At 74.6% G+C, this 20,843-nt stretch carries 19 protein-coding genes; 12 read left to right on the top strand and 7 right to left on the bottom strand.

What is annotated here, in order from left to right; translation table 11 throughout:
- The first annotated feature begins 127 nt into the window (after nt 1-127).
- The 3 genes from ACZ7KX_RS23390 (at nt 128) to efeB (ending at nt 4,231) form a co-directional block, all read left to right on the top strand.
- Nucleotides 128-448, top strand: a complete 321-nt coding sequence (locus tag ACZ7KX_RS23390; RefSeq protein ID WP_470328147.1) for a hypothetical protein — start codon at nt 128-130, stop codon at nt 446-448.
- Nucleotides 449-737: 289 nt separating this feature from the next.
- Nucleotides 738-2,822 (top strand): iron uptake transporter permease EfeU, encoded by a 2,085-nt coding sequence (gene efeU, locus ACZ7KX_RS23385; RefSeq protein WP_470328146.1) that lies wholly within the window; start codon nt 738-740, stop codon nt 2,820-2,822.
- Complete coding sequence (gene efeB / locus ACZ7KX_RS23380; protein ID WP_470328145.1) at nt 2,822-4,231, top strand: iron uptake transporter deferrochelatase/peroxidase subunit; 1,410 nt, start codon at nt 2,822-2,824, stop codon at nt 4,229-4,231. The genes efeU and efeB overlap by 1 nt, the downstream gene beginning before the upstream one ends.
- A 66-nt stretch (nt 4,232-4,297) precedes the next feature.
- Here efeB and ACZ7KX_RS23375 read toward each other — a convergent pair whose 3' ends face one another.
- Complete coding sequence (locus ACZ7KX_RS23375; protein ID WP_470328144.1) at nt 4,298-5,683, bottom strand: HAMP domain-containing sensor histidine kinase; 1,386 nt, start codon at nt 5,681-5,683, stop codon at nt 4,298-4,300.
- Nucleotides 5,680-6,360 carry a response regulator transcription factor gene (locus tag ACZ7KX_RS23370; protein WP_470328143.1) on the bottom strand — a complete coding sequence of 227 codons (681 nt, stop codon included), beginning with the start codon at nt 6,358-6,360 and terminating at the stop codon, nt 5,680-5,682. The genes ACZ7KX_RS23375 and ACZ7KX_RS23370 overlap by 4 nt, the downstream gene beginning before the upstream one ends.
- Before the next feature lie 177 nt (nt 6,361-6,537).
- Here ACZ7KX_RS23370 and ACZ7KX_RS23365 point away from each other — a divergent pair, with 177 nt between their 5' ends.
- Complete coding sequence (locus ACZ7KX_RS23365) at nt 6,538-8,019, top strand: glutamate synthase subunit beta (protein WP_470328142.1); 1,482 nt, start codon at nt 6,538-6,540, stop codon at nt 8,017-8,019.
- A 29-nt stretch (nt 8,020-8,048) separates the two neighbouring features.
- On the opposite strand, the gene ACZ7KX_RS23360 is transcribed toward ACZ7KX_RS23365, so the two are convergent.
- Nucleotides 8,049-9,470, bottom strand: a complete 1,422-nt coding sequence (locus ACZ7KX_RS23360; RefSeq protein ID WP_470328141.1) for an MFS transporter — start codon at nt 9,468-9,470, stop codon at nt 8,049-8,051.
- A gap of 124 nt (nt 9,471-9,594) precedes the next feature.
- Between ACZ7KX_RS23360 and ACZ7KX_RS23355 the strand changes: the two genes are divergently transcribed.
- The 4 genes from ACZ7KX_RS23355 (at nt 9,595) to ACZ7KX_RS23340 (ending at nt 12,700) form a co-directional block, all read left to right on the top strand.
- Entirely contained in the window at nt 9,595-10,323 is a 729-nt protein-coding gene (locus ACZ7KX_RS23355; RefSeq protein WP_470328140.1) for a TetR/AcrR family transcriptional regulator C-terminal domain-containing protein, read from the top strand.
- A complete protein-coding gene (locus ACZ7KX_RS23350; RefSeq protein ID WP_470328139.1) occupies nt 10,310-10,822 on the top strand; it encodes an isochorismatase family protein in 513 nt (170 codons plus the stop codon). The genes ACZ7KX_RS23355 and ACZ7KX_RS23350 overlap by 14 nt, the downstream gene beginning before the upstream one ends.
- A gap of 213 nt (nt 10,823-11,035) precedes the next feature.
- On the top strand, nt 11,036-11,680 hold the full coding sequence (locus ACZ7KX_RS23345; protein WP_470328201.1) for a HEAT repeat domain-containing protein: 645 nt from the start codon (nt 11,036-11,038) through the stop codon (nt 11,678-11,680).
- A gap of 3 nt (nt 11,681-11,683) precedes the next feature.
- Nucleotides 11,684-12,700: a MerR family transcriptional regulator gene (locus tag ACZ7KX_RS23340; protein ID WP_470328138.1), complete on the top strand. Its 1,017-nt coding sequence runs from the start codon at nt 11,684-11,686 to the stop codon at nt 12,698-12,700.
- An 87-nt stretch (nt 12,701-12,787) separates the two neighbouring features.
- Here the strand turns inward: ACZ7KX_RS23340 and ACZ7KX_RS23335 are convergent, their stop codons facing one another.
- Entirely contained in the window at nt 12,788-14,107 is a 1,320-nt protein-coding gene (locus ACZ7KX_RS23335; RefSeq protein ID WP_470328137.1) for a cytochrome P450, read from the bottom strand.
- 227 nt (nt 14,108-14,334) lie between these two features.
- On the opposite strand from ACZ7KX_RS23335, the gene ACZ7KX_RS23330 reads away from it, so the two are divergent.
- Nucleotides 14,335-14,832 (top strand): hypothetical protein, encoded by a 498-nt coding sequence (locus ACZ7KX_RS23330; RefSeq protein WP_470328136.1) that lies wholly within the window; start codon nt 14,335-14,337, stop codon nt 14,830-14,832.
- Nucleotides 14,833-14,902: 70 nt separating this feature from the next.
- Here the strand turns inward: ACZ7KX_RS23330 and murQ are convergent, their stop codons facing one another.
- Nucleotides 14,903-15,955, bottom strand: a complete 1,053-nt coding sequence (murQ, locus tag ACZ7KX_RS23325; RefSeq protein ID WP_470328135.1) for an N-acetylmuramic acid 6-phosphate etherase — start codon at nt 15,953-15,955, stop codon at nt 14,903-14,905.
- A 61-nt stretch (nt 15,956-16,016) separates the two neighbouring features.
- On the opposite strand from murQ, the gene ACZ7KX_RS23320 reads away from it, so the two are divergent.
- Entirely contained in the window at nt 16,017-16,640 is a 624-nt protein-coding gene (locus ACZ7KX_RS23320; RefSeq protein ID WP_470328134.1) for an endonuclease, read from the top strand.
- 84 nt (nt 16,641-16,724) lie between these two features.
- Here the strand turns inward: ACZ7KX_RS23320 and ACZ7KX_RS23315 are convergent, their stop codons facing one another.
- Both ACZ7KX_RS23315 and ACZ7KX_RS23310 read right to left on the bottom strand, forming a co-directional pair.
- Nucleotides 16,725-17,405 carry a DUF6445 family protein gene (locus tag ACZ7KX_RS23315; protein WP_470328133.1) on the bottom strand — a complete coding sequence of 227 codons (681 nt, stop codon included), beginning with the start codon at nt 17,403-17,405 and terminating at the stop codon, nt 16,725-16,727.
- Nucleotides 17,406-17,463: 58 nt separating this feature from the next.
- Nucleotides 17,464-18,138 carry a TetR/AcrR family transcriptional regulator gene (locus ACZ7KX_RS23310; protein WP_396546641.1) on the bottom strand — a complete coding sequence of 225 codons (675 nt, stop codon included), beginning with the start codon at nt 18,136-18,138 and terminating at the stop codon, nt 17,464-17,466.
- Between the two features lie 179 nt (nt 18,139-18,317).
- Between ACZ7KX_RS23310 and ACZ7KX_RS23305 the strand changes: the two genes are divergently transcribed.
- Both ACZ7KX_RS23305 and mca read left to right on the top strand, forming a co-directional pair.
- Nucleotides 18,318-19,766 (top strand): MDR family MFS transporter, encoded by a 1,449-nt coding sequence (locus ACZ7KX_RS23305; RefSeq protein WP_470328132.1) that lies wholly within the window; start codon nt 18,318-18,320, stop codon nt 19,764-19,766.
- A 104-nt stretch (nt 19,767-19,870) separates the two neighbouring features.
- A complete protein-coding gene (gene mca, locus ACZ7KX_RS23300; RefSeq protein ID WP_470328131.1) occupies nt 19,871-20,803 on the top strand; it encodes a mycothiol conjugate amidase Mca in 933 nt (310 codons plus the stop codon).
- Nucleotides 20,804-20,843: the final 40 nt, after the last annotated feature.

The following is a 20,843-nucleotide window of genomic DNA, read 5'->3' as shown; positions in this document are numbered from 1 at the left end:
TCCTGACGCCCGATCGGCTGGCCGCCGGTCGGTCCAACGGGTGCCGATGCTGCGGTCGGGTGCCACTGGAGCCGTTCGGCGCGCGCCGTGCCCCGGGGTCGCGCGGTCCGCGGCCTACGCTGCGCCAATGGTGGATCACCGTGAACTCTTCGAGGACGTCACCGAGGCCCTGGCCCGGGCCGGGTTCGACACCGCGCCGGGCGCCTCACCGCTGTGGATCGACCACCACCCCGAGGGCGTGGTGGTCGGCTGGACGCCGGGCGCGGACCCGGACGGACCGCCCACCCGGGAGGCGCGCGCGGCGGTGAGCGGCGCGGCCGCGCTCGTGTTGCGCGAGCGCGGCTACCTGGTCGCCGAGACGGAGGCGGGCGACCTGCTGGTGCGCTGCGCCGAACCGGTGACGGTCCCGGCCGAGCCGGAGCCGGTGCCCGAGCAGTGGTGGGGGTGACGGCCGGGCGGCGACCGCGCTGCCGGCACTGAGGGCGTTGACCGTGCCGCCGGTGCTGGCCGAGTCGGCCCGCCGACGTGCCGCGTCGGGAAACGCACGGAGGTTCCCATACCGAACCCTTACCTGAAGCAGGGGTGCAGTTGACCTGCACGCCTCTAAGGTTTGCCTAAGCTAAGCCGCAACGCCCCGGACCGCCGTGTCCGGGGCGTTCGGCCGTGCCGCCACACCGCCACCGCGGTGGGCGAGGACAGGTGACGGCCCGGCACGGCCCGGGGGAGGAGCCCGCTGCATGTGGGATGAGGCGTTTCCCAGCTTCCTGATCGGGCTGCGCGAGGGGCTGGAAGCCGGACTGATCGTGTCGATCCTGGTCGCCACGCTGGTCCGGGGCGGTCAGAAGGGCCGTCTGCCCCAGGTGTGGACGGGCGTCGCGGCGGCCCTGGCGCTCAGTCTGAGCTTCGGCGCCGTGCTCACCTTCACCGCCGCCAACCTCTCAGGCCGCGCCCAGGAGGCGTTCGGCGGGGTGCTCAGCCTCGTCGCGGTCGGCTTCGTCACCGCCATGGTGTTCTGGATGCGCCGCTCGGCCCGTACCCTCTCCGCCGAGCTGAAGGAGAAGGTCAGGGCCTCGCTGGCGATGGGCGCCGGCGCGCTGGTCCTCACCAGCTTCCTCGCGGTCGCCCGCGAGGGCCTGGAGACCTCGCTCTTCCTGTGGACCAACGTGCGCACCGCCGGGGAGTCCACCGGCCCGCTGATCGGCGCGGCCGTCGGCCTGCTGCTCTCCACCGGGCTGTGCTGGGGCCTGTACCGGCGGGCGCTGACGATGAACCTCACCCGGTTCTTCACCGTCACCGGCGCCGGTCTGATCGTCGTCGCGGCGGGCGTGCTCGGCTACGGCCTGCGCGACCTCCAGGAGTCCGGCCTGGTAGGCGGGCGCGGCACGTACGCCTTCGACCTGAGCGGGCACCTGGACGCCTCGTCCTGGTACGCCACGCTCGTCCAGGGCACGCTCAACCTGACCGTCACCATGACGGTCCTGCAGGTCGTCGGCTACGTCGCGTACCTGGGGATCGTGATGACGATGTTCATCGAGGGCGTCCGGGGCGGTGCGGCCACGCCGGCCGCGGCGCCGGCCGCGGGTTCCGCTGCCGCGTCCGCCGAAGGCGCCGCGCCCGCCGAGGACGCCGGGCCCGCCGAGGAGAAGGCGGAGCCGGCCCGCGCCGGACGTCCACGCTGGGTGCTGCCGACCGCGCTGGTCGCCGTGCCGGTCGTGGTGGCCGGCGCCGTGATCGCGGTCAGCGACGGCAAGCCGGCCGGCTCCGCCACCGTCACCGTCTCCGAGCGGGACTGCGGCAGGGGCTTCGGCACACCCCGCCCCGGCCAGCAGGTGTTCCAGATGCACAACGCCGGCGACAAGGTCTCCGAGGTGTACCTGGTGAACCCGGGCACGGGCGCGGTCTACGGCGAGGTCGAAGGCCTGGCCCCCGGCACCACCAGGGCCCTGACCGCCACCATCGGCGCGGGCGACTACGCCTGGCGCTGCGTGCCCACCGGCGGCAACGCCGTCACCTCCGCCGCCGTGCACATCAGCGGCGGCAGCGAGGTCAAGGCCGTCAAGCCGGTCGCCGAGGACGACCTCCAGGGCCCGCTCGACGGCTACCGGGGCTACGTCGACCAGGGCCTCGCGACCCTCATGACGCAGACCCAGAAGCTCCAGACCGACGTGCACTCCGGCGACCTCGCCACCGCCAGGGCCGACTGGCTCACCGCGCACCTGCGGTACGCCTCGCTCGGCGCGGCCTACGGCACCTTCGCCGACCTCGACGGAAAGATCGACGGGCGCCCCGACGGCCTCCCCGACAAGTACCGGGACCCGGGCTTCACCGGCTTCCTGCGCCTGGAGTACGGCCTCTGGCACGGCCAGTCCGCCGCCGAGCTGACGCCCGTCGCCGACGAGCTGGCGCAGAACGTCGCCAAGCTGGTGCACGACTTCCCGGCGCAGGACTTCGACCCGGCCGACCTGCCGCTGCGCGCCCACGAGATCCTGGAGAACACCCTCCAGTTCGAGCTGACCGGCGACACCGACATGGGCAGCGGCACCAACCTGGCGACCGCCCAGGCCAACCTGGCGGGCACCCAGGAGCTGCTGACCCTGCTGCAGCCGCTGCTCGACGAGCGGGACCCGCAGCTGCTGGTCCGGGTGAACGCCGGGATGGAGCGGGTCGGCGACCTCGTCGCCGCCGCCCGCACGCCCGAGGGCTGGACCCCGGTCGACCGGCTGCCCGCCGACACCCGCCGTCAACTCGACGGCGCCACCGGCCAGCTGCTCGAAGACCTCGCTCCGATCCCCGCCCTGCTCGAAATCCGGAAGGCCGCCTGATGACCGACGACACCGCAGCCGCCGGCTCCTGCCCGTACCCGCACACCACCGTCCGGGACGCCGCCGAGGGCGCCGCTCAGGCCACTGCTCGGACCGATGCCCAGACCGGGGCCCAGGTCCTGGGCCGGGCCTCCGCCGGGGCCGTGTCGGAGAGCGGCTGCCCGGCCCGTCCGGCCCGGCGCAGCGTCGTCCGGGCCGCGCTGGGTGCCGGGGCCGGAGCGGCCGCGCTCGCCGGCGGCGCCCTCACGCTCGGGGCCGGCCCGGCCTCCGCCGGGGACACCCGGCAGTCGGCGAGCGGGGCCGTCCCGTTCCACGGCGCCCACCAGGCCGGGATCACCACCCCGGCCCCCGCGCACGCGGCCTTCGTCTCGTGCCAGGTGATCGCCCAGGACCGCAAGAGCCTCGAAGACCTCCTCCGGACCCTGACCGAGCGGATCCGCTTCCTCACCGCCGGGGGCACCCCGCCCGACCTCGGCGTCGGCGCGCCGCCCTCGGACAGCGGCATCCTCGGCCCGACCCTCCCCACCGACAACCTGACCGTCACGGTCGGCGTCGGGGCCTCCCTCTTCGACGACCGCTACGGGCTCGCCAAGGCCAAGCCGCTCAAGCTGACGCCGATGAAGACCTTCCCCAACGACAACCTGCAGGCCACCGAACTGCACGGCGACCTCTCGCTGCAGATCTGCGCCGACCGCCAGGACACCGTGCTGCACGCGCTGCGCGACATCACCCGGCACACGCGGGGCGCGCTGCAGGTCCTCTGGCGGATCGACGGCTTCCAGAACCAGTCCCGGCCGGACGGCGCCCAGCGCAACCTGCTCGGCTTCAAGGACGGCATCGTCAACCCGGACACCGGCTCGGCCCGGGAGACGGACCGGCTGATCTGGGTGAACGGCGCGACGGGCGAGCCCGCCTGGGCCGTCGGCGGCAGCTACCAGGTGATCCGGATCATCCGGATGCTGATCGAGTTCTGGGACCGCGTCACCCTCACCGAGCAGGAGAAGATGTTCGGCCGCCGCCGCGACACCGGCGCTCCGCTCGACGGCCACCGGGAGACCGACGCACCGGACTACGCCAAGGACCCGGACGGCAAGGCGATCCCGCTCGACGCGCACATCCGCCTCGCCAATCCGCGCACCGCCGACACCGACGACTCGCGCATCCTGCGCCGCGGCTTCAACTACGACCGGGGCATCGACAAGGCGGGCAACCTGGACATGGGCCTGGTGTTCTGCTGCTACCAGCAGGACGTGGTGCGGCAGTTCGAGGCCACCCAGACCCGGCTCATCGGGGAGCCCCTGGTGGACTACATCTCGCCGACCGGCGGGGGGTACTTCTTCGTCCTGCCCGGGGTGGAGGACGACGCCGACTGGCTCGGGCGGGGACTGCTGACGTCCGTCCGGGCCTGACGTCCGGCCGGTTCCCGGGTTCGGGGGCCGGCCTCGGGGGCGCACCGGGCCCGGCCTCCGGGCCCGTCAGCCGCCGAGCGTGAAGCCGATCACCGCGCCGCCGCCCTCGCGGTTGGCGGCGAAGGCGGTGCCGCCGTGCGAGCGGGCCACCTCGTGCACGATCGCCAGGCCCAGCCCCGAACCGGGCAGGCTGCGGGCGGCGGTGGCCCGGTAGAAGCGGTCGAAGACCCGGTCGAGGTCGGCCTCGTCGATGCCCGGGCCGCGGTCGCGCACCTCCACCCGCGGGCCGCGCACCACCACCTCGATCGGGCCCGCGCCGGCCGGGTCGAACTTGGCCGCGTTCTCCAGCAGATTGCCCACCGCGCGGGCCAGCGCGTCCGGGTGGGCGGTGACCACGGTGTCGTCCGCGTCCACCAGGATCTCCCGGTCGCTGCGCCGGCGGGCCTGGGCGGCGGCCCCGCGGACCACCTCGGCCAGCACCACCTCCGTCGGCGGCCCGTCCGACCTGCGCTCCGCGGCAAGCGCCACCAGCTCCTCCACCAGCTGGGTCAACTCCCTTGCCTCATCGGTAAGATCGGCCATCAGAGCAGCCTGCTCGGCGGGCGGCAACCGGTCCAGGGCGGGCAGCACGGCGAGGTTGGTGCGCAGGCTGGTCAGCGGGGTGCGCAGCTCGTGTCCGGCGTCCTGGACGAGGCGGCGCTGGTTCTCCTTGGCGGTGGCGAGCCGGACGAGCATCCGGTCGAAGGCCCGGCCGAGCCGGCCCACCTCGTCCGATCCGGCGGCCGGCACCGGGACGTCCAGCCGCCCGCTCGCGGCGACCAGCTCGGCCGCCTCGGTGAGCCGCACCAGCCGGCTGGTGATCCGTCCGGCGAGCAGCCAGCCGGCTCCGCCCGCGATCACCGCGACGACCGCCACCAGGGCGGAGGTGCGGACCCGCAGGGCGGCCAGCAGCTGCTCGGTGGGGCCGACCTGCTGGATGATCTGGACGGCGCCGCGGTGGCCGCCGAGCGACACCACACCCACCCGGAGGGTGTCCCCGTGCAGCCGGCGCAGCCCGGTCACGGTACGGCCGGGCTCGTCGGTCCGGGCGAGTTCGAGGTCCGTCGGCGTCGACGGCAGGTCGAGCCGGGCGGTGCCGGGGAGCAGCCGGGCGTCGGGGGCGAGCGCCTGCGAGGTCACCCGGATCGGGCGCAGCAGGTCGTCGCTCAGGCCGCTGGGGCCCGCGAAGTCGCCCGGGAAGAGGGTCTCGTGCGAGGCCTGCCGGGCGACGGAGTCGACGGCCGCGCCGAAGTCGGCCGTCTCGTCGTCCGTGATCAGCCGGGCGGCGGCGTGGTAGCCGAGCGCGCCGATCAGGACCGCCACCAGGGCGGCGATCGCGGCGAAGGCGAGCGAGAGGGTGGTGCGCAGGCCCGGGCGCGGCAGGCGCGGGCGGCGCGGCGCCGGGCCGCTCACGGCTCGCGCAGCGTGTAGCCGACGCCGCGGACGGTGTGGATGAGCGGGGTCAGGCCGGGGCGGTCGAGCTTGCGGCGCAGGTAGCCGATGAAGACGGCGAGGTTCTTCGAACCGGGGCCGAAGTCGTAGCCCCAGATCCGCTCGTACAGGGTGGCCTGGTCGAGGACGGCGCCGGCGTGCCGGGCCAGCAGCTCCAGCAGGTCGAACTCGGTGCGGGACAGCTCCAGCTCCTCGCCGGCCCGCCAGGCCCGTCGGGCGGGCGGTTCGACCCGCAGGTCCGCGACGCTCAGGACCTCGGCGGTCGGGGCGTTCCGGTCGCGGCGCAGCAGGGCCCGCAGGCGGGCGAACAGCTCGTTCACGTCGAAGGGCTTGACCAGGTAGTCGTCGGCCCCGGCGTCCAGCCCGGCGATGCGGTCCGGGACCTCCACCCGGGCGGTGAGCATCAGCACCGGGGTGCGGTCGCCGGCGGCGCGCAGCCGGCGGCAGACCTCCAGGCCGTTCGGCTCGGGCATCATCACGTCGAGCACCAGGACGTCCGGGCGCTGTTCGGCGAGGACGGCCAGGGTCTGGGTGCCGTTCGCGGCGATCCGCACCCGGTAGCCCTCCAGCATCAGCGCGCGGACGAGCGAGTCGCGGATGGCCCGGTCGTCCTCGGCGATCAGCACGGTGTGGGTCATGACGGAGATTGTCCCTGGCGTGCTCACGGCGGATTCGCGCGGGTCGGAGGGGCGGTCGGGCGGGTGCGACCGGCTGCCTCTTCCGCGTGCTCATTCGTGGGCGTACGGTGGCCACACGGTGGCGTGCCGCCGGGTGGGCCGCCTGGTCAGTGTCGGCACGCCCTGCCGGAGGCCGCGATGGCAGACCGGATGGCCTTCTTCACCACCCCGCGCGCGGAGCGGGCGCGGCGGGACGTGCGGGAGCGGCTGGGGGACTGGCGGGAGGTGTACCGGCCGGGTGCGCTGCTGCCGGTGGTCGGCGGGCAGGCGGAGCGGTGCATGGACTGCGGGCTGCCGTTCTGCCACAACGCCTGCCCGCTGGGGAACCTGGTGCCGGAGTGGAACCAGCTGGTGGCGGCGGAGGACTGGCGGGCGGCCGCGGCCCGGCTGCTGGCGACCAACAACTTCCCGGAGTTCACCGGGCGGCTCTGCCCGGCCCCCTGCGAGAGCGCCTGCGTACTGGCGATCGACGGGGCCGCGGTGACCATCAAGAACGTCGAGCTGGCGATCGCCGACCGGGCCCTGGACGAGGGCTGGGACGGGCCGCACCAGCCCGAGCGGGTCGGCGGACGGGGCGGCGGGCGGCGGGTCGCGGTGATCGGATCGGGCCCGGCCGGGCTGGCCGCCGCCCAGCAGCTGACCCGTGCCGGGCACGCCACCACGGTGTACGAGCGGGCCGACCGGCCGGGCGGGCTGCTGCGGTACGGCATCCCGCCGTTCCGGCTGGAGAAGCACCGGCTGGAGCGGCGGCTCGACCAGCTGCGGGCCGAGGGCACCACGTTCCGCACCGGGGTGTGGGTCGGCCGGGACGTGCCGGGCGAGGACCTGCGGGCCGAGTACGACGCGCTGGTCGTCGCGGTGGGTGCGACGGCCCGCCGGGAGCTTCCGGTGCCGGGGCGCGACCTGTCCGGGGTGCACCAGGCCATGGACTACCTGACCTGGGCGAACCGGGTGGACGAGGGTGACTGCGCGGCCTCGCCGCTCTCCGCCGAGGGCCGCCACGTGGTGATCGTCGGCGGCGGGGACACCGCGGCCGACTGCCTGGGCACGGCGCTGCGCCAGGGCGCCGCGTCGGTCACCCAGTTGGACATCAACCCGCGCCCGCCGGAGCGTCGGGCGTCCGGGCAGCCCTGGCCGGTCCATCCCAAGGTGTACCGGGAGACCACCTCGCACGAGGAGTCCGGCGCCGCCGCGGCCGGGCCCCGGGTCTTCGCGGCGGTCACCGTCCGCTTCGAAGCGGGCCCGGGCGGCCGACTCGCCGCCGTCCGCCTGGCCGAGGCCGAACCCGCCGACCGCAGCCCACGGGCCGGCACCGAGCGGATCCTGCCGGCGCAGCTGGCCCTGCTCGCCCTCGGCTTCACCGGGCCCGAGCCGGACCAGCGGCTCTTCGCCCAACTCGGCCTCGCCACCGGGCCGGAGGGCACCCTGGCCAGGGACGACGGTTTCGGCACCACGGCGGAGGGCGTGTTCGTCGCCGGGGACGCCGGGCGCGGACAGTCGCTGATCGTCTGGGCCATCGCCGAGGGGCGGGCAGTTGCTGCGGCGGTGGACCGCTACCTGCGCGGGCGGACCGAACTCCCGGCGCCGATCGCGGCGTCGACCCGGCCACTCACGGCGTGAGCGCGCCGCTGGGTCCGGAGGTGCCTGTCTCACGAGCTGGGCTCCGCGGCCGGTTCGGCGGCCCGTTCGGTGGCCGGTTGGCCGGCCTGTTGGGTGGCCGGTTCGGCGGTCGGCTGGGTGGACGGTTCGGACGACGGTGGCGCGGGGTGTGCGCGCTGGTCGTAACGCCAGAGCGCGGGGAGCGCGGCGGGCAGGAGCGCGGCGCTGCCGAAGCAGAGCAGGCCGCCGGTCCGCAGCGCGGCCCGGATGCCCTGCCGGGCGGCGAGGCCGCCGGCCCGGAGGTCCCCCAGGGCCGGCCCGGCGGAACCGATCAGCATCTCCAACCCGGCGGCACGGCCCCGGAGTTCGTCCGGGATGGACTGGTTCCAGATCGCGCTGCGGAAGGTGTCGCCGATCCAGTGCGCGCTGCCCGCGACGACCAGGCAGAGCAGGACGACCCACAGGCCCGGGGCGAAGGCGGCGGCAGCCGTCGCCGCGCCGACCAGGGCGGCGGAGAGCACGACCGGTCGGCCGTGCCGGTGCACCCGCTCCGTCCAGCCGCCGGTCGCCGCGGCGATCAGGCCGCCCACCGCACTGGCCGAGTAGAGCAGGCCGAGCGCCCAGGTGGCGTCCAGGTCCTCCGCCAGGAACGGGAACAGCGCGGTGGGCAGCGCGAAGACGGTGGCGGCGAGGTCGGCCAGGTGGGTGCCGATCAGGTCGGGCCGCCGGGCGGCGTACCGGGCGCCCGCGACGAACTCGCCCAGCCGGGGCCTCTCGGCGTCCCGCTCCGAGGGGACGGGACGGATCCGGGCGAGCAGGGCGATCGAGAGCAAGAAGGTGCCGAGGTCGACCAGGAAGGCGGCCGGGACCCCGGCCGTCGCGATCAGCAGACCGGCGGCGGCGGGGCCCGCCACCCCGCCGACGCTCCAGCGCAGCGAGAGCAGTGCCCCCGCCGCCACCAGCTGATCGTGCGGCACCAGCCGCGGGATCATCGCCTCGACCGAGGGCTGCTGGATGCCCTGCAGTGCCGCCGCCAGCCCGGCGGCGGCGTAGAGCGGCCAGACGGCGGGGGTGCCGAGCAGGGCGTTGGCCAGCAGCAGGGCGCTGAGCACGGCCAGTGCCACCTCGGAGACCAGGGCGACCGTGCGGCGGTCCGCCCGGTCGGCGAGGACGCCGCCGTAGAGGCCGAACAGGACGGTGGGCACGAGTTCCACCGCGCCGACCGCACCCACGGCCCACGGTGAGCCGGTGAGGTCGGCGATCTGCAGGGGGATCGCCGTCATGGTGAAGATCGAGCCGAACAGGGTGATCGTGCCGGAGGTCCAGGCCAGGCGGAAGTCCCGGGAGAACCGCCAGGGGGCGGTGTTCGGGAGCAGCCGGGACCGGAGGCGGTCGGGTGGGTCGGGCGAGCCGTGGGCGTCGGGTGTGCCGGGCGTGTCGGGGGCGTCGGGGGCGTCGGGGGCTGAGGTCATACGGGTGTTGGTCCCTTCGTGGCCGTCGCCGCGACGGCCCTCCTTATCGCCGATAAGTTCCACCTCGGGAACTTATCGGCGATAAGGTGGGCCTGGCAAGCGATTGACCCGGGAGGCCGAACGGATGGCGCTGCAACGCGACGAGGTGGTGCGCACCGCGCTGCGCCTGCTCAACGAGGAGGGCATCGAAGGGCTGACCACCCGCCGGCTCGCCCGCGAACTCGGCGTCCAGTCACCGGCGCTGTACTGGCACTTCAAGAGCAAGCGGGAACTGCTCGACCTGATGGCCGAGGCGATGCTCGCCGAGGCGCTCCCGCCCGACCGCGAACCGGATCCGGAGCACTGGCCGGAGTGGATCGCCGCCGACGCCCGCGCCAAGCGCAACGCCCTGCTCGCCTACCGCGACGGCGCCCGGGTGCACGCAGGCACCCTGCCCACCGAGGAGGAACTCCCGGCCGTCGAGGCCCAGTTGAGCGCCCTCTGCCGGGCCGGGCTGCGCCCGCGCACGGCGCTGCGGCTGCTGCTGACCGTCGACCGGTACATCATGGGCTGGGTCACGGAGGAGCAGGCGTGGCGGCAGGACGCCGCGCACCGCGAGCGGCCGCCGTTCCCGGACGACGCGCTGCGTGAGCTGCCGCTGCTGCGCGAGGCGGTCGACGTGCTGCGGATGACCGACCACGACGCCGACTTCGAGTACGGGCTGCGCGTGATGATCGAGGGGTTCCGGGCCGAGATCGCCCGGGAGTCGGCCTCTTCGGCGTCGCCGTCGGCGCCCGAGTCGCCAGAGTCGCCCGAGGCGCCCGAGTCGGGCGCGCCGGGGAGTGGGCTAGGTTGGCGTCATGACCACCCTTGATCCCCGCAGCACGGCCCTGGTCCTGATCGACCTGATGGACCGAATCGTCGCCAACCCGCTGGCACCGCGCCCCGGTTCGGACGTGGTGGCGGCCTCGTTGGAGCTCGCCCGGTCCTTCCGCGCCGCCGGTGCCCCGGTCGTCGCCGTCCGGGTCGAGCGGCCGAACGTCGCGGAGCAGCCGCCCGGGAGCGAACTGCTCGCGGAGGTCGAGGCGGTGGCCGACGAGGTGGTGGTCAAGCGCACCATCGGCGCCTTCCAGGGCACCGGCCTGCACGAGCTGTTCCGGGAGCGGGGTGTGGAGACCGTGGTGTTCGCCGGGATCGCCACCAACCTCGGGGTGGAGTCGAGCGCCCGCGCGGCCGCCGACCACGGCTACGAGCTGGTGTTCGTCGAGGACGCGATGGCCGCGCTCACGGCGGAGGAGCACCGGGCGTCGGTGGAACTGGACTTCCCGCGCCTCGGCGCAGTCGTGACGACGGGGGACCTCCGGCTGGGCTGAAGCCCGGCGGCGCCGCTCGTTGCGGAAGGCCGCTCTCCCGCGACCGCCGGTCCGCGACTGCGGTCCGGCTCCGCTTGACCTTGACACGGTGACAAGGCCTTCACTGTGGCCGAGGAGGTGGTCCGGATGACCATGTCGACGGAGAACACGACCACGGCCACGAGCACGGCCACAGCCACGGCCACGAGCACCGCCACGGCCGCGGCCACGGCCATGAGCCCAGCCCTCCGGGCGCTGGAGAACGACGCCCCGTCGGTCCGGTTGCAGGCGGCGCTGGCGATCGGCACGACGCCCGACCCGGGGTCGGTGGGCAGGCTGATCGAGCGGTGTGCGGTCGAACCCGACTTCTCCGTGCGCGAGATGCTCACCTGGGCACTCACCCGCCACGCGGCGGGGACGACCGTCCCGGCGCTGCTCGACGAGGTCCGCTCGGAGCGTGCGCAGGCACGGAGCCAGGCCCTGCACACGCTCTCCAAGATCGGGGACCGGCGGGCGTGGCCGGCGATCACGCCGGCGCTGCTGTCCGACGCCGACGAGGAGGTCGCCCGCAGCGCCTGGCGGGCGGCGGTCGTGCTGGTGCCCGAAGGTGCGGAGCACGGACTGGCCGTAGGGTTGGCCACGCAGCTCGGGCGCGGCGACCGGGCGACGCAGCTGAGCCTCAGTCGGGCGCTGATCGCGCTCGGGGAGGTGATGCTGCCGGTCCTCGGCGCCGCCGGGACGGATCCCGACCCCCTCGTGCGTGCGCACGCGATCGCCACGGAAGGGTTGTGGCGGGACCCGGACGCGGGATTCGAGTTCGCGATCGAGGAGGCGAAGCGCGTCGTCGCGCTCGGCGGGGCCGACAAGGAGGGCCGGTAGCCAGTGTTGATCGGTGACGTCGCGCAGCGGTCCGGGGTCAGTGCCCGCATGCTCAGGCACTACGAATCGCTCGGCCTGGTCCGGCCGTCGGGTCGGACCGGCTCCGGCTACCGGGAGTACTCCGAGGAGAACATCCGGCGGATCTTCCACATCGAGAGCCTGCGCTCACTGGGGCTGTCGCTGAGCGACGTCGGACGTGCCCTCGACGATCCCGGCTTCGCGCCCGCCGAGCTCGTCGACGACCTGATCCACCGGACGCTGGACCGCATCGCGGCGGAGACGGAGCTGCTCACCCGGCTGCGGCGGATCGGTGCCGCGGAGCCGGGCGGTTGGGAGGACGTCCTCAGGATCGTCTCGCTCCTCCAGGCGCTGGAGTCCAACAACGCGGGGGCGCGGCAGCGCGCGGCGCTGTCCGCGGTCTCCGCCGTCGAGGAGACGTCCGTACCGGTGGAGGCCCTGGCCGAGGCGGTGCTGGGCGAGTCGGACCCGAACGTCGCGGGAGCCCTCCGCTGGGCCCTGGCGCAGTCGGGCGAGGATGCGGTCGCGCCGTTGGCGAAGGGGCTGGGCTCGCCCGAGGCGGCGGTGCGCGAACGTGCCGTCCGGTCCGTCGCCGAGCTCCCGACCGACGGGGCGACCGCGGTGCTGCGGGACGCCCTCGCGCACCCCGACGTCGTGGTCCGCGGGTACGCGGCCCTGGCGCTCGGCGAACGCGGAGTGGCCGACGCGGTCCCGACGCTGATCGACATGATCGTCGGGGCGAGGAACGACGCCGACGCGGCCGACGCGTTGAGCACCTTGGCGGCTGACCCCGTGTCGGCGGACCGGATCGCCACCGGGCTCGTCGACCGCCTCGCCCTCGGCACCACCGGCACGCCGGCCCGCCGACGGCTGACCCAGGCGCTCGCGGACATCCCGGGCAGCACGGCGTCACGCGCCCTCGCGGGGCTGGCCGGGGACGACGACCGCGCCGTGGCGCTCACCGCCACCTACGTGCTCACCCTGCGCGACGACGCGCCGTAGCCGCGGTGCGCCGTAGCCGCGGTGCGGGGTGGCCGTGGAGTGGCTGGCCGTGGAGTGGGGTCGGCGCGGCGGTACAGGGGCCGGAGACTACGCCGCCCGCGGGCTCACCAGCATGCGGATGTCGTCGGCGGCCCGGAGGACGAACCGCTCGATCGGGACCACCGGGTGGCCGGGCACGGGCCGGAAGCGGAAGCGCTTGAGCAGGACGGCAAGCAGCAACAGCGCCTCGACGGTGGCCAGTCCGGCCCCCTCGCAGCCGCGCGGGCCCAGGCCGAACGGGATCCACGCCAGCCGGGGGCGGCCGGCCGACTCCTCCGGGGTGAAGCGCTCCGGCCGGAACCGTTCCGGCTCGGGCCAGTACGCGGGGTTCAGGTGGACGGCCCAGAACGGGTAGAAGACGACCGCCCCGGCGGGGATCAGGTACCCGCCGACGGCCAGTGGTCCGCTGGTCCGCCGGGCGCCGTACGGGCCGGGCGGGTAGCGGCGGAGCGATTCCCGGAGGACCATGCCGAGGTACGGCAGGCGCCGCAGGTCGGCGTGGTCCGGCGCCGCGCGGTCACCGAGCACGCGATCGAGCTCCTCGGTGACGCGCCCGGTCTCCTGCGGGTGCGCGCCGAGCAGGTGCAGGGTCCAGGAGACGGCCACGCCCGTGGTGTGGTGGGCGGCCAGCATCATCGCGAGGACGGTGTCGCGGATCCGCGCGGGGCGTTCGCCGGCCTCGACGAGGGCGCCGATCAGGTCGCTGCGGTCGCCGGGGCGGCCCGGACGGTGCGCCGCGATCACCCGGTCGACCGTCGCCCGCAGTCGGGCGAGCGCCTGTGCGCTCCGGTCGGCGCGGCGGTCCGCGGTCTGCTCCGGCGGGAGCAGGTAGAGACGCTCCAGGTAGTCGGTGAGCACCACTTCGAAGGCCTCGACCACGGCGTCCGGGTCCTCGACCTCACCGCCCACGGCGTATCCGCAGATCATCCGGAGGGAGAGCCCGGTGAGTTCCCGTTGGAGTTCGACGGGCCCGCCGGTGGGCAGGGCGGCCCAGCGGTCGGCGAGTCCGGTCGCCAGGGCCGCGAAACGGGCGAAGTGCCGTTCGTGCGAGGGCCGTCCGGCCAGGACCGTGAGCAGCAGCCGGCGCCACGGGGTGTGCTCCTCGGCCGGGAGCACCTGGAGGTTTCCCGCCTCGAACAACGGGTCCAGGAAGGAGAAGAGCCGCTCCGGCCGCTCGTCGAGGTGGGCCGTGGCCTCCAGCAGCACCGGGTCGGCGATCGACACGGCCGTCCCGGCACCGGGCAGCTGGAAGCGCGCGACCGGTCCGAACTCGGCGTGCAGCCACAGCTGGTAGGCGTGCAGCCCGCCCGCCCGCGCGATGGCGCCCACCCCGCCGTCCGGCCGGGGTTCGGGGCCGGGGATCTTCATCGGACCTCCTCGTGACGATCCGTCGGATTCTGCCCGTCCACCGCGCGCCACTGCTGCGGACACCGGGGCGGCGTTCCGGGCGCGTCACCCGCAGGGGTGGTCCGGTGCGATGCGCCGGACGCCGTCCGGCCGGCGGCCTACGCTGGGACGCGCCGGAACCACCACCCGGATGCTTCAGAAGGAGTCCCGTGCCGCCCTGCGACCCCGCACACGCTCCCGTAGGCGATGTGAGTGCAGCACTGCTGGTGATCGACTCCCGGCTCAGAGCCGTCCACGACGGGAAGAGCGGGACCGACCCGGAACGGCAGCGGATGGTCGACGAGATCGTCGCGTCCTTCGGCCCCACGGAGGCCGAGGAGTTGCTGGAAGGCGTCTGCACGCTCATCTACATGTACATGAAATGGCTGCGATCGGCGTTCGAGGAGCACGACGAGGACGCGGTCGACCACGTGGTGCCCAGTCTGGTGGCCACGATGCGGATGATGCCGAGGACCTTCCGTCCGGAGGTGGTCCCCACGATGGCCGCGCTGCTCATCGCGGCGGGGAGCGGCCTGAGCCCGACGCTGTGGCGCGCCCAGTACGGCCCCTGGACGGAGGCCGAGATGAACCCCCTGGAGGCCACTGCGGTCCTGCTCGCCGAGTACATCAACCGGATCTCCGGCAACGGCAACGACTTCGCCACCCGGCTGGTCGGCGACGCGCTGGCCGCGCTGGACCAGGACTGACCCGGCCGGTTCGCGCAGTCGCCGCAGCAGCAGCCACCGTCGCCGCCGGCGTACGGGTCCGCCGTTCCGTTCAGGCCGGGCCACCCGGAGGGAAGGGCGTCGGTACGGACCGGCTGTCGCGGGCTGCCCTCAGGGCCTCGCGCAGGTGGCCGTTCGCGGTGGTGAGGAGCCGGGCCGCGGTGGGGGCGTCCACGTCGGAGAGCAGGAGCAGGATGGCGTCCTTGGTCCGCCCGTCGGTCGCGCCGAGGGCGTGGCTGATGCTCCGGTCGTCGGCTCCGGTGGCCTCGGCGACGATCCGGCGGGCGCGCTCGCGCAGCTTGGTGTTGGTGGCCCGGAGGTCGACCATCAGGTTTCCGTACGTCCGGCCGAGGCGGACCATCACGGCCGTCGACACCATGTTGAGCACCAGTTTCTGTGCGGTGCCCGCCTTGAGCCGGGTCGAGCCGGCCAGCACCTCGGGGCCCACCTCCACCTCGACGGCCAGCTCGGCGGCGGCCGCCAGCGCCGAGCCGCGGTTGCAGGCCAGCCCGACGGTCAGGGCGCCGACGGCCCGCGCGGCCCGGACGGCCGCCACCGCGTACGGCGTGCGCCCGGAGGCGGAGATCCCGACCAGGGTGTCGGCGGGGGTGAGGGCGATCGCGGCCACGTCGGCCTCGGCGAGGTCGGGGCGGTCCTCGGCGCCCTCGGCGGCCTGGGTCACGGCCGTCCGGCCGCCTGCGATCAGGCCGACGACGAGTGCCGGGTCGGTGCCGAAGGTCGGCGGGCACTCGGCGGCGTCCAGCACACCGAGCCGGCCGGCCGTTCCCGCCCCGGCGTAGACCAGCCGTCCGCCGTGCGCCATTCGTGCGGACACCGCGTCGACAACGGTGGTGATCCGCTCCAGCTGCCCCCCGACGACGGCGGCGACCGTGCGGTCCTCGGCGTTCATCAGGCGGAGCAGTTCGGCGGTGGGCAGTTCGTCGATCGAGGCCCACTCGGGGCGGATCGTCTCGGTCGGCGGCACGGCGGGCCGGTCCTGGTCGTCGTGGTCCGGGCGGTCGTGGTTCGTCGGGTCGTGGTCCCGGCGGCCGTGGTCGGTCGGGCCGGGGCCGGTCGAGGGCCGGTCGGTTGCGTGCTTGTCCATGCGGCGAGCGTCCCCTGGTGCGAAGGGTCCGAATCCGGGCAAGCGTGGAAGGGAGGAGGCGATGGCCGTGGAGACGACCGTTTCCGAGCTGCTGGACCGGTTCGGCCGCACCTACGCGGAGGAGGCCGGGATCACGCTGCGCGACAAGCCCTCGCCGCTCTACCGGCTGCTCGTCCTGACCGTGCTGTGCTCCGTGCGGATCAGCGCCGACACCGCGACGGCGGCGGCGCGCGAGCTGTCGGCCGCCGGGCTGCGGACGCCGCGCGCGATGGTCGGTGCCCGACGCGGCACGCTCATCGCCGCGCTCGGCCGGGCCCACTACGTGCGGTACGACGAGAGCACCGCCACCGCGCTCGGGAAGGGCGCCGAGCTGCTGCTCGACCGTTGGCACGGTGACCTGCGGCGGCTGCGGGAGGAGGCCGGCGGCGAGTCGGGGCGGATCGGGGAGCTGCTGCAGGAGTTCCCCCGGATCGGGCCGGTCGGCGCCGGGATCTTCCGGCGCGAGGCGCAGGCGGTCTGGCCGTCACTACGGCCGTACTTCGACGAGCGGGTGCTGGCGGAGGCCCGGACGCTGGGGCTGCCGACGAGCCCCGAGGGGTTGGCGGCGCTCGTCGGGGCGAAGGACCTGGCCCGGTGGGCGGCGGCGCTGACGCGGGCGAGCCTGGCGCACGTCGGGGCCCCCTGAGCCGCCCGGCGGCGTGCGCCGCGGCGTACGGCCGGCGAGCCATCGAGCCCGGCAGGGCCGCGGCGACGTCGGGCCGTCACACCGTCAGGCCATCCAGAAGAACACCGCCGTCATCCGGCGCTCCGCCAGCTCGTTGCCGTAGTAGCCGGTGGCGCTGTGGATGAGGTTGGCGTTGTAGAGCAGCAGTTGGTTGTAGCGGTTCGGGACGCGGACGTCCTCGACGAAGTGGTCGGCGGGCACGCGGCGGGTGCCGAGCGCCTCGACGAGGTTGTTGTGCGGGGCGTCGACCACGTTGCCGCCGAGGCGGCCGCCGGGGAACTGCTGGCGGTAGAAGCTGGTGCCGGCGTCCTTGGGGGCGCCCGGGCTGAGGTAGAGCACGGCGGCGTAGCGGCAGAGCGCGCGGGAGTCGGTGTGCGGGCGGGACTCCGACTCCCCGGCGCCGACCACCTGGACGCAGTTGTGGTTGAGCGTGCCGCCGCCCGGGGTGCTCTGCACCCAGAGCCGGGAGGCGCCGGTGGCCTTGCGGACCAGGGCCTCGACCCGGGCCAGTTCGCCGGGCTCCAGGCCCGGCATGGTGCGCAGGCCGGGCCAGGTCTCGGGGCGGTGCGGGTATCCCTCGGTCCACTCGCCGCGGGCCAGGCAGCGCTCACGGACGGCGTCCGGATCGGGCAGGACGTCGTTCAGGACCCAGTAGTCACGGCCCCGGGTGGGCTTGCGGTACGGCAGGACCGGCAGCGTGGTGGGCCTGATGGGCTGTGAGGGCATGGGCCGACGATAGAGGCGGTGATCGTCAATCTTCTGCCGTGAGCAGGTCAACCTTTCGTCAAGGGTTCTCCGTTCCGGCCGGACCGCCGGGTTCCCGCACGGCGAAGCCGCCCAGCGCTCCCTCCAGGCGGTCGTAGGCCTGCACGGCCGAGGGCCGCACCGCGGCGGCGATCGCGGCGGGCGCCTCGTCGGCCAGGACGCGACGCAGCACCTCGGTGAACACCGCCCGGTCGACGGCGGCGAGCAGCGCGGCGGCGACCCGGCTCTCGAAGCCGACGGGTCTCTCGTGCACGGCCTCGGCGAGCGCCTCGGCGAGGGCCGTCTCGCTCTGCTCGTGCACCTCGCGCAGCCGGGCGACCAGGGCCGGGCTGTCGAAGACCGTGCGGACGAACGCCGGGCCGGAGAAGCCGAGCCGGGCGTCGTGGCGGTCGATCCCGGCCAGGCAGTCGCGGCGCAGCGCGGCGAGCGCGGACTCGCCGGGCGCGCGCTCGGCCACGGCCCGGGCGAGCCGGCCGACGAGTTCCTCGTGCAGGTCGAAGAAGAGGTCCTCCTTGCGCGGGAAGTGGTTGGTGACGGTCATCTTGGCGACGCCCGCGGCGGCCGCGACCTCGGCGATGGTCGTCCGGTCGAAGCCCTGCTCGATGAAGAGCCTGGTCGCGGCGTGCGAGATCGCCTCGCGGGTGCGGCGCTTGTTGAGCTCGCGGAGGTTCGGCGTGGTCCCGGTCTCGGTCATGGCGGGGAGCCTAGCGCAGTTCGCTGGGTCGGGTACAGGAATTAGGCTTGACCCAATCACTGTGTCCGTCCTAAGTTCTTCTCGGGCGGTCGGGGTGACCGCCGGGGCGACCGCCCGCCGGATTGACCTCCGGAGGGTCGTAGGGCGGTTCGCTCAAGGGGCTGCCAAGGGGAGGGCGCATGACCACATCCGTCACTGCGAAGGGCCGCGGGGGAGTCCGCGCGCCGGAACCGGAGGCGATTCCGCCGGGCCTGTGGAAGATGGCCTCGGTACTCGCGCTGGGCCCGATCCTGGCGCTGCTGGACGCCACGATCGTGAACGTCGGCATCGACTCCGTCGGCCGCGATCTGCACAGCTCGATCGCGGCGGTGCAGTGGGTGGCCACCGGGTACCTGCTGGCGATCTCGTTGACCATGCCGCTCTCGGGCTGGGCCGCCGGCCGGTTCGGGGCCCGGCGGGCGTGGCTGGCCTCGGTCGTCCTGTTCGTCCTCGGATCGGCGCTGTGCGGCCTGGCCTGGTCGACGGGCAGTCTGATCGCCTTCCGGGTGCTGCAGGGGATCGGCGGCGGGATGATCCAACCGCTCGGTCAGGCGATCATCGTACAGGCGGCCGGGCCGTCCAGGGTCGGGCGCGTGATGGGCACCCTGATGCTCCCGATCAGCTTGGCGCCCGTCCTGGGGCCGATCCTCGGCGGGCTGGTGCTGGAGCACCTCGACTGGCGGTGGATGTTCCTGCTGAACATCCCGGTCGGGTTGCTGACGCTGCTGCTGGCCGCCCGCTGGCTGCCGGCCGACGAGGCGTCCGAGGCGCCGAAGCCCCGGCTGGACGTGACCGGCCTGCTGCTGCTCTCGCCCGGCCTGACCGGACTGCTCTACGGGTTCTCGACGATCGGTGACGGCGGGTCGGTCGGCTGGGCCGTCCTCGCCACGGGGGCCGTGCTGGTGACGGTCTACGGCGGGTACGCACTGCGGCTGGGGCGCGGCGGTGTCCGGGCGCCGCTGATCGACCTGCGGCTGTTCGCCCGGCGCGGCTTCTCCGTGGCCACGGCGAACAGCTTCCTGCAGGGCGCCGCGCTCTACAGCTCGATGTTCCTGGTGCCGCTCTACTACCAGCAGGTGCAGCACGCCGGGGCGGTGGAGGCCGGACTGCTGCTCGCCCCGCAGGCCCTCGGTACGGCGGTCACCGCGATGCTGGCCGCCCGAATAACCGACCGCTTCGCGCCCCGTCCGCTGATCATGATCGGCATCGCCTGCTCGCTGGTCGGCACGCTCGCCTTCACCCGGCTGGGAAGCGGCTCCGATCCCGCTCACTGGCTGATCGCCGGCTCGCTGGCGCTGCGCGGCGCGGGCATGGGGATCATTGCGATCCCCGGCCTGGCGGCGGTGTACGGGAGCGTCGAGAAGGCCCAGGTCCCGGCGGCGGCCGGCGCGGTCAACGTGCTGAACCGGGTCGGTGGGGCGCTCGGCACGGCCGTGCTGACGCTGGTCCTCCAGCAGGCGCAGCACGGTTATCCGGAGCGACCGGGCGCGGCCTTCGGGGAGACCTTCTGGTGGGTGCTGGCCCTGTCCGCGCTGGCGATCGCACCGGCCTGGCTCTACCCGAACACCCGTAAGAACGCCGATGCCTGACCGGTCGTCAGTCACGTCTTCCCGGTCCGCGGCCCTTGAGTGGCCGCCCTGGACCGACAGTCCTTCGGTCGACTGATCGACCCCTCGATCCCATGGAGGTCCCCGTGTTCACCAAGCACCCCGGCGATCTGCGCCTGCTCACCGTGCACGCGCACCCCGACGACGAGTCGAGCAAGGGCGCGGCCACCCTCGCCCGTTATGCCGCCGAGGGGGTGGAGGTCCTGGTCGCCACCTGCACCGGCGGTGAGCGCGGCTCGGTGCTCAACCCGGCGATGGACCGCCCCGAGGTCCGGGCCGACCTCGCCCGGATCCGGCGTGAGGAGATGGCGGCCGCCCGGGAGATCCTCGGGGTGCGCCAGCAGTTCCTCGGTTTCGTCGACTCCGGGATGCCGGGGCCGGACGAGCCGCTGCCCGAGGGCTGCTTCGCCGCCCAACCGCTCGACGTCGCCGCCGCGCCGCTGGTCGCGCTGATCCGTGAGTTCCGTCCGCACGTGGTCATCACCTACGACGCGACCGGCGGGTACCCGCACCCGGACCACGTGATGACCCACCGGGTCACCGTGGCGGCGTTCGAGGCCGCCGCCGACCCGGTGCGCTACCCCGGGGCGGGCGAGCCCTGGCGGGCCTCCAAGCTCTACTACCACCTGGCGCTGTCCCGGGCCTGGTTCCAGGCGCTGCACGACGGCATGACGCAGCGCGGCGTCCCGTCGGCCATGGGCGAGTTGCTCGCCGAGTGGCCAGACATCCCGCCCGCCCTGGCGACCACCACCCGGATCGCGTGCGCCGAGCAGTTCGCCGTACGGGACGCGGCGCTGCTGGCGCACGCCACCCAGGTCGCCCCGGGAGTCGCGTTCATGGCCCACCCCCGGGACATCGAGCGCGAGGTCTGGCCGACCGAGGACTACCACCTGGCCCGCAGCCTGGTGCCCGCAGCCGACGAGGCAGACGGAGCGGACGAGGCAGGCGGGGCCCTCGGGGCGGGCGGGGTCGAGAGCGACCTGTTCGCCGGGCTGCGGACGCGAGAGGGGGTGGGATGACCCCGGAGTCGGAGTCGGAGTCGGAGCCGGGGCCGGGGCC

It is taken from the genome of Kitasatospora sp. NPDC038210, from assembly GCF_055600605.1.
This window is presented reverse-complemented; position numbering and strand designations above follow the sequence as displayed.